The 8,085-nt window shown below is 72.7% G+C and carries 6 protein-coding genes and 1 pseudogene; 1 reads left to right on the forward strand and 6 read right to left on the reverse strand.

Going from position 1 to position 8,085, the window contains the following annotated elements; genetic code table 11:
- A pseudogene (locus CCN35_RS14955) lies at nt 1–300 on the reverse strand (ATP-binding protein); the annotation flags it as partial.
- Nucleotides 301–567: 267 nt separating this feature from the next.
- A complete protein-coding gene (locus CCN35_RS14960) occupies nt 568–945 on the reverse strand; it encodes an STAS domain-containing protein (protein WP_086793047.1) in 378 nt (125 codons plus the stop codon).
- 250 nt (nt 946–1,195) lie between these two features.
- Here CCN35_RS14960 and CCN35_RS14965 point away from each other — a divergent pair, with 250 nt between their 5' ends.
- Entirely contained in the window at nt 1,196–2,116 is a 921-nt protein-coding gene (locus CCN35_RS14965) for an RNA polymerase sigma factor SigF (RefSeq protein ID WP_086793053.1), read from the forward strand.
- Between the two features lie 255 nt (nt 2,117–2,371).
- Here CCN35_RS14965 and hutI read toward each other — a convergent pair whose 3' ends face one another.
- From hutI to hutU, 4 genes are all read right to left on the reverse strand, one after another.
- Nucleotides 2,372–3,580, reverse strand: coding sequence for an imidazolonepropionase (gene hutI / locus CCN35_RS14970; RefSeq protein ID WP_086793049.1), 1,209 nt, complete (start codon nt 3,578–3,580; stop codon nt 2,372–2,374).
- Nucleotides 3,581–3,606: 26 nt separating this feature from the next.
- Nucleotides 3,607–5,109 carry a formimidoylglutamate deiminase gene (locus tag CCN35_RS14975; RefSeq protein ID WP_425444295.1) on the reverse strand — a complete coding sequence of 501 codons (1,503 nt, stop codon included), beginning with the start codon at nt 5,107–5,109 and terminating at the stop codon, nt 3,607–3,609.
- Complete coding sequence (locus CCN35_RS14980; RefSeq protein WP_086793057.1) at nt 5,106–6,308, reverse strand: allantoate amidohydrolase; 1,203 nt, start codon at nt 6,306–6,308, stop codon at nt 5,106–5,108. Before CCN35_RS14980 ends, CCN35_RS14975 begins: the two co-directional genes overlap by 4 nt.
- A 101-nt stretch (nt 6,309–6,409) precedes the next feature.
- Nucleotides 6,410–8,071 (reverse strand): urocanate hydratase, encoded by a 1,662-nt coding sequence (gene hutU, locus CCN35_RS14985; RefSeq protein ID WP_086793051.1) that lies wholly within the window; start codon nt 8,069–8,071, stop codon nt 6,410–6,412.
- Nucleotides 8,072–8,085 lie beyond the last annotated feature (14 nt).

Below are 8,085 nucleotides of genomic sequence, written 5' to 3' on the forward strand. Positions count from 1 at the left end.
CAGCTCGGAGACGACGAGGAGCACGTCCTCGGCGGCGGCCCGCTGGTCGGCGGTCGTGGCGGGCAGCCAGCCCCATGCGTACAGCGCCTGACGGGTGAAGTCCCGGGCGAGGGGCACGACACCGCTCTGGCCGTCGAAGTTCAGCGTGCGGACCTGGCGTCCCCCCGGCGGGGCCGCCGGCACGGCCGTCGTCCCCCCTGTGGACGCCCCTCCTGCCGGTACATCCCCCTCGGGCATCCCGGAAGCGCCGCTGGGCTCCGGGCCGCGGTCGCCCGGCGAGTAGGGCCGGGTGGTGCTCATCAGCGCTTCACCTCACCGATCCACCAGTTCACGATTCAAAGGTCATCCGTCGCTTCGCATGCGCACGGCCGGTGTGTCCGTGCACATGCGGGAATCCCGCTCACCGGGCCTCGTGCGGGCAGCCGATCCGCTCAGGATCTCTCCTGCCCGACCGATCCGGTGGAACACCCCTGTTTTCGGCCCGTGGGGAGCAATGCCCGGTACGCGTCGGGTGCGGGAGTGGGAGAGGAAAAGGAAGGAGGACACGTCGGCGTTCCAGCGGCCGGCTCAGCCGGTCTCGTCGGCCAGGGCGTCCTCGAGCGTGTCGTGCACGCTGAAGACCGCGTCGGCCCCGGTGATCTCGAACACCCGAGCCACCACCGGCTGCATTCCGGCGAGATGCACACCGCCTCCGGCCGCCTCCGCCTTCAGCCGTGCGCCCAGCAGCACGTTCAGCCCCGTGGAGTCGCAGAACTCCAGGCGGGAGCAGTCCACCACCAGTCGCGAGCACCCCTTGGCGAGGCACTCCTCGAGCGGTTCGCGCAGCAGGTCGGCCGTGTGGTGATCCAGCTCACCCGCTGGAGTCACGACGGCGCTGGAGCCCTCCTGCCGCACCTCCACCAGAAGCCGGCCCGACTGTGCGCTGCCGACCGTCCCGTGGTCCATGCCGTCTTCTCTCCCGGGGTCTTGGTCCGCTGACTGACGCCCTCGAACACTACGCCTTCCTGCAGCGCAGCAACACCCGACAAACGCACACGAACAGGCACACTCCCACGCAACACACTTGCCACAGTGTCGGGGAAGCAGGTAGGGCTAGTAAGGACCTGTACCCGACACGGCCGGCTTTGGAGGCGCCGCACACCGCAGTGCACGCACTGGCTTCGGCAGCCATATGCCGAGAACGATGGAGGACATCATGTCACCCCGGCTCGACGCATCGCATCCCCAGAAGGCGACGTCGGCACCCCCCACGGAGCACCCGGATCCCACCGAGCTTCACGACGCAAGCGCCGAGCGGGCCGATCGGGCCTCACTGGCCGGGCTTCCGGACATCCCCCCGTACGACGAAGTGGCCCCGGACGACGCCCGGGCCCTGTCCAAGACCCTCTTCGCGCGGCTGGAGTCCCTCGAGGAAGGCACCCACGAGTACTCGTACGTCCGCAACACACTCGTCGAGCTCAACCTCGCGCTGGTCAAGTTCGCCGCCTCCCGCTTCCGCTCCCGCAGCGAACCGATGGAGGACATCATCCAGGTCGGCACCATCGGCCTGATCAAGGCGATCGACCGCTTCGAACTCTCCCGGGGCGTGGAGTTCCCCACGTTCGCGATGCCGACCATCATCGGCGAGATCAAGCGCTTCTTCCGCGACACCTCCTGGTCCGTGCGCGTCCCGCGCCGGCTGCAGGAGCTGCGCCTGGACCTCGCCAAGGCCGGTGACGAGCTGGCCCAGCGCCTCGACCGCGCCCCCACGGTGGGCGAACTCGCCGAGTACCTCGGCCTGACCAGGGACGAGGTGGTCGAGGGCATGACCGCCTCCAACGCGTACACCGCCTCCTCGCTGGACGCCCAGCCGGAGGAGGACGACTCCGAGGGCGCCCTGGCGGACCGCATCGGATACGAGGACAACGGGCTCGAGGGCATCGAGTACGTCGAGTCGTTGAAGCCGCTGATCGCCGAGCTGCCCTCCCGGGACCGGAAGATCCTGTCCCTGCGGTTCGTGGCCAATATGACCCAGTCGGAGATCGGCGAGGAGCTCGGCATCTCGCAGATGCATGTCTCGCGGCTGCTCTCGCGCACGCTCGGACGATTGCGCAAGGGACTGACCGTGGAGGAGTGACGGGGCCGGGCGCCTTCGTCCGGTGCCGCTCCCGGCACCGGACGGACCGCGTCCCGCCCGTCCTCTCCCGGACAGTCCCCTTTCCGGACAGTCCCCTTTCCGGGCAGCCGCCTTCCGGCCTGCCCTCTTCCGGGCGGCCCTCATCCGGGCAGCCCTCTGCGCGGCCCTCTTCTTCGTCGTCCTTTGCCGTCGCTCTTTTCCGGGCAGTCCCGCACGTCCTGCGGCGGGGCGGCGGCGGTGTCCGGGCGGGCCTCGTCACACCTCGCGCACGCCCTTCCGCCAGACCTGGGCGACCAGGGGAACGCCCGGGCGGTAGGCCAGGTGGACATGGCTGGGCGCGTCGAGGACGACGAGGTCGGCACGGGCACCGGGGGTCAGCCGGCCCACGTCGTCGCGGCGCAGGGCCCGCGCTCCGCCCTCCGTCGCCGCCCAGACCGCCTCGTCGGGCGTCATGCCCATGTCCCGCACGGCGAGCGCGATGCAGAACGGCATCGAGGACGTGAAGGACGAGCCCGGGTTGCAGTCGGTGGACAGCGCGACCGTGACCCCGGCGTCCAGCAGGCGGCGGGCGTCGGGCCAGGGGGCGCGGGTGGAGAACTCGGCGCCGGGCAGCAGGGTGGCGACCGTGGTGCCGGAGGCCAGGGCGTCGACGTCCGCGTCGGTCAGATGGGTGCAGTGGTCGGCGCTGGCCGCGTCGAGTTCGACGGCGAGCTGGACGCCGGGGCCGTGGGTGAGCTGGTTGGCGTGGATGCGCGGGTGCAGGCCCCTGGCCTTGCCCGCGGTGAGGATCGCGCGGGCCTGGTCGCCGTCGAAGGCGCCCTTCTCGCAGAACACGTCGATCCAGCGGGCGTGGGGGGCGCAGGCCCGGAGCATCTCCCCGGTGACCAGCTCGACGTACCCCGCCGGGTCCTCGGCGTAGTCGGGGGGAACGATGTGTGCGCCGAGGTAGGTGACCTCGTCGGTGTGGCGGGCGGCGATGCGCAGGGCACGGGCCTCGTCGGCGACGGTCAGCCCGTACCCGGACTTCGTCTCGAGCGTGGTCGTGCCCTGGCGCAGGGCCTCGGCGAGGTAGCGGGTGAGGTTGGCCTCCAGCTCCGCGTCGGTGGCGGCGCGGGTGGCGGCGACCGTGGTGCGGATGCCGCCCGCGCTGTAGGGCCGGCCGGACATGCGGGCGTTGAACTCCTCGGTGCGGTCGCCCGCGAAGACCAGGTGGGAGTGGGAGTCGACGAAGCCCGGGATCACCGTCCGGCCGCCGGCGTCGACCCGGTTGTCAGTGGCGGGTGCTTTCCTGGACTCACCGATCCACGCGATGCGGTCGCCGTCGATGACGACGGCCGCGTCCTGGACGAGTCCGAGGGGGGAGTCTCCCCCGCTTCCGGACGTGCCGGAGCGGGGGAGCCCTCGTCCGAGGGAGGGGTCGTTGGTGACCAGCGTGGCGATGTTGGTGATGACGGTGCTGCTCATGGCGTCCTCGGCAGGGGCGGTGGGGTTCAGCCGCGCAGGGCTTCGACGGCGTCCGCCAGCGCTGACGGCACATCGGGGACCAGGGTGTGGACTCCGTCCCGCACGACGGGGCGTCCGCCCACGACCGTATGGCGCACATCCGCCGCCGTCGCCGCGAACACGGCCGTCTCGGCGCCGAGTTCGGGCCGTGTGCCCGCGGTTCTGACCGAGTCCAGCGCGATCGTCGTGAAGTCGGCGAGGGCACCGGGGCCGAGGGTGCCCGCGTCGCTCCAGCCGAGGGCCGCGTGTCCGCCGGCGGTGGCGGCCCGCAGCAGGGCCGCGGCCGTCCAGTGGCCGCGGGTACGGGTGCGCAGCCGTTCGTTCAGCTCCATCGCGCGGGCCTCTTCGAACAGGTCGACGACGGCGTGGCTGTCGGAGCCGAGGCTCAGCGGGGAGCCCGCGCGCTGCAGGGCCGGGGCGGGGCCGATGCCGTCGGCCAGGTCCCGTTCGGTGGTCGGGCACATGCAGGTGCCGGTGCCGAAGCGGCCGATGAGGGCGATGTCCTCGTCGGTGAGGTGGGTGTTGTGCACACCGGTGGTGCGCGGACCGAGGACGCCGTGGTCGGCCAGCAGCCGGGCCGGGGTGCACCCGTGGGCCGCCCGGCAGGCGTCGTTCTCCGCGGTCTGCTCCGACAGATGGACGTGCAGCGGGGCCCGCCGTTCCCCGGCCCACCGCGCGACCGTCGCCAGCTCCCGTGCGGGCACGGCCCGTACGGAGTGCACGGCGGCCCCGATCCGTGCGTGCTCCCGTTCCTTGAGAGCCGAGCAGCGTTCGGCCCAGGCCTCGGCCGTGCCGTCGGAGAAGCGGAGTTGGGGAGGGTTCGGCGGCTGCCCGAAGCCGGAGGAGAGATAGCAGGCGTCGAGGAGGGTGATGCGGATGCCGGCCTCGGCGGCGGCCTCGATCAGGGCCTCGCCCATCGCGTTCGGGTCGGTGTACCGGGAGCCGCCCGGCGCGTGGTGGACGTAGTGGAACTCGCCGACGGCCGTGATGCCGGCCAGGGCCATCTCGGCGTACACCGCGCGGGCCAGTGCGTGGTAGTTCTCCGGGGTGAGCCGGTCGGCGGTGGCGTACATGACCTCGCGCCAGGTCCAGAAGGTTCCGGAGCCGACCTGGACGGTGCCGCGCAGGGCCCGGTGGAAGGCGTGGCTGTGCGCGTTGGCGAGGCCGGGAAGCGTCAGTCCTCTGAGGGGCTCGGCTCCCGGCGGCGGGGAGGGCACGCCGGTGCGGACGGCCGCGACACGGCCGTCGCGCACCTCCAGCACCACGCCCGACGCGACGGGAGTCTCCTCCGCCCGAGCGTCGTCGAGAGCTTGGGTGGGGGTCCCCCCTGCTCGAGCGCCGTCGAGAGCTTGGGTGGGGGTCCCCCCTGCTCGAGCGCTGTCGAGAGCTTGGGTGGGGGTCCCCCCTGCTCGAGCGCTGTCGAGAGCTTGGGGGAACGTACCGAGCCACGCGTGCTCCAGCCAGTACGTCCGCGGATGGGTCGTCGTCACGCGCAGGCCAGCCCTTCCAGTACGTCGGCCAGTGCGCGCACCCCTGCCACGCAGTCGTCCTCGGCGGCGAACTCGGCCGGAGCGTGCGAGACACCGGTGGGGTTGCGCACGAACAGCATGGCGGTCGGAATGCTCCCGGCCAGGATCCCGGCGTCGTGTCCCGCGCCCGTGTCGAGCACGGGCACCGTCAGGCCGGTGTCCTTGCCCAGGATGCGGGCCAGTTCGTCCCGCAGGGCGTGGTCGAACTCGACCACGGGGGTGAAGGACTCGCGCACCAGGTCCACGTCGACGCCGTGTGCCGCGGCGGAGGCGCGGGCCGCCTTCTCGATGCCGCCGACCACGGTGTCGAGGGTCTGCTGGTCGACGGCCCGGGAGTCGAGCCAGCCGCGCACCAGGGAGGGGATGGCGTTGACGCCGTTCGGCTCCACGGCGATCTTGCCGAAGGTGGCGACGGCACCGGTGCGCTCGGCCTCGCGCCGGGCGGCGAGCACGGTCTCGGCGTACGGCAGCATCGGGTCGCGCCGGTCGGGCGTCCGGGTGGTGCCGGCGTGGTTGGCCTCGCCCCGGAAGTCGAACCGCCACCGTCCGTGCGGCCGGATCGCACTGGCCACGCCGACGGCGTCGCCGGTGAGGTCGAGGGCGCGTCCCTGTTCGATGTGCAGTTCGACGAAGGCCCCGATGCGGGCGAGGCGCTCCGGGTCCGGTCCGATGGCGTCGGGGTCGTACCCGGCGGCCTCCATGGCCCGGGGCAGCGTGATCCCGTCGCCGTCGGTGAGCCGGTGCGCCTGCTCGGCGGTGAGCCGTCCGGCGGTCAGCCGCGACCCGACGCAGGCGAGCCCGAACCGGGCGCCCTCCTCGTCCCCGAAGTTGACGACGGCGAGCGGCCGGGTGAACCGCGCGTTCCGGCCGCGCAGTTCGTCGAGGGCGGCGAAGGCGGACACGACTCCCAGGGGCCCGTCGAAGGCCCCGCCGTCGGGCACGGAGTCGAGATGCGAGCCGGTGACCACGGCGTTCCCCCGGGCGGGGTCCCCGAGCCAGGCCCACTGGTTCCCGTTCCGGTCGACCTCGTACATCAGCCCGCGGGCCCGGGCCTGCTCCTCGAACCAGGCCCGGCACTCCGCGTCGGCGGCCGTCCACGCGAACCGGCGGTAGCCGCCGGACGCCGCGTGCCGCCCGATGGCGGCCAGGTCCCGCCACATCACGTGAAAGGAATCGCCGCGCAGGGAATCGCCGCGGAGGGAATCGCCGCGGAGGGAGCCGCCGTCCGCCGGGGGCTCGGGGCCGTCGTCGGGGCGCCGGGTCACGCGTCGTCCCCCTCGCGCATGGGCACCCGGACCCCCCGTTCCCGGGCCACCTCCTCCGCGCGCTCGTATCCGGCGTCGACGTGCCGGATCACGCCCATGCCGGGGTCGTTGGTGAGCACCCGGCGGATCTTCTCGCCGGCCAGCGCCGTGCCGTCGGCCACCGTGACCTGCCCGGCGTGGATCGAGCGGCCCATGCCGACGCCGCCGCCGTGGTGGATCGACACCCAGGAGGCTCCCGAGGCCACGTTGACCATCGCGTTCAGCAGCGGCCAGTCGGCGATCGCGTCGGATCCGTCGCGCATGGCCTCGGTCTCCCGGTAGGGGGAGGCGACGGAACCGCAGTCGAGGTGGTCACGGCCGATGACGATCGGCGCCTGCAGCTCACCGCCGGCGACCATGTCGTTGAACCGCTCGCCCGCCTTGTCCCGCTCGCCGTAGCCGAGCCAGCAGATGCGCGCGGGCAGGCCCTGGAAGCGGACGCGCTCGCCCGCCATCCTGATCCAGCGGGCCAGGGACTCGTTCTCGGGGAACAGCTCCAGGATCGCCCGGTCGGTCTTGGCGATGTCGGACGCCTCCCCCGACAGCGCGGCCCAGCGGAAGGGGCCCTTGCCCTCGCAGAACAGCGGCCGGATGTAGGCGGGAACGAAGCCGGGGAAGTCGAACGCCCGCTCGTATCCGGCCAGTTTCGCCTCGCCGCGGATGGAGTTGCCGTAGTCGAAGACCTCGGCGCCGGCGTCCAGGAAGCCGACCATCGCCTCGACATGCCGGGCCATGGACTCGCGGGCCCGGGCGGTGAACCCGGCCGGGTCCTTGGCGGCGGCCTCGGCCATGTCCGCGAAGTCGATGCCGAGCGGCAGGTACGACAGAGGGTCGTGGGCGGAGGTCTGGTCGGTGACGACGTCGATGGGCGCGCCCATGGCGAGCAGCCGCGGGACGAGGTCGGCGGCGTTGCCGAGGACGCCGATGGACAGCGGACGCCGGGCGTCGCGCGCCTCGACGGCCAGCTCGAGGGCGTGGTCGAGGGAGTCGGCCCGCACATCCAGGTAGCGGTGCTCGATGCGGCGCTCGATGGCGCGCGGGTCGCAGTCGACGCAGAGGGCCACGCCGTCGTTCATGGTCACCGCGAGCGGCTGGGCGCCGCCCATGCCGCCGAGGCCGGCGGTCAGGGTGATGGTGCCGGCGAGCGAGCCGCCGAACCTCTTCGCGGCGACGGCGGCGAAGGTCTCGTAGGTGCCCTGGAGGATGCCCTGGGTGCCGATGTAGATCCAGGAACCGGCGGTCATCTGGCCGTACATGGTCAGGCCGAGGGCCTCCAGGCGGCGGAACTCCTCCCAGGTGGCCCAGTCGCCGACGAGGTTGGAGTTGGCCAGGAGCACACGCGGGGCCCATTCGTGGGTCCGCAGGACGCCGACGGGACGGCCGGACTGGACGAGCATGGTCTCGTCGGCCTTGAGGGTCCGCAGGGTGCGGACCATGGCGTCGAAGGAGCGCCAGTCGCGGGCGGCCTTGCCGGTGCCGCCGTAGACGACGAGGTCCTCGGGGTGTTCGGCGACCTCGGGGTCCAGGTTGTTCTGGAGCATCCGCAAAGCGGCTTCCTGCTGCCATCCCAGGGCGCTCAGTTCCGTGCCCCGCGGCGCTCGCACCCCGCCGGGGGGCACGGAACTGAGCGCCC

The organism is Streptomyces thermovulgaris (assembly GCF_002155915.1).
Lineage (GTDB): Bacteria > Actinomycetota > Actinomycetes > Streptomycetales > Streptomycetaceae > Streptomyces > Streptomyces thermovulgaris.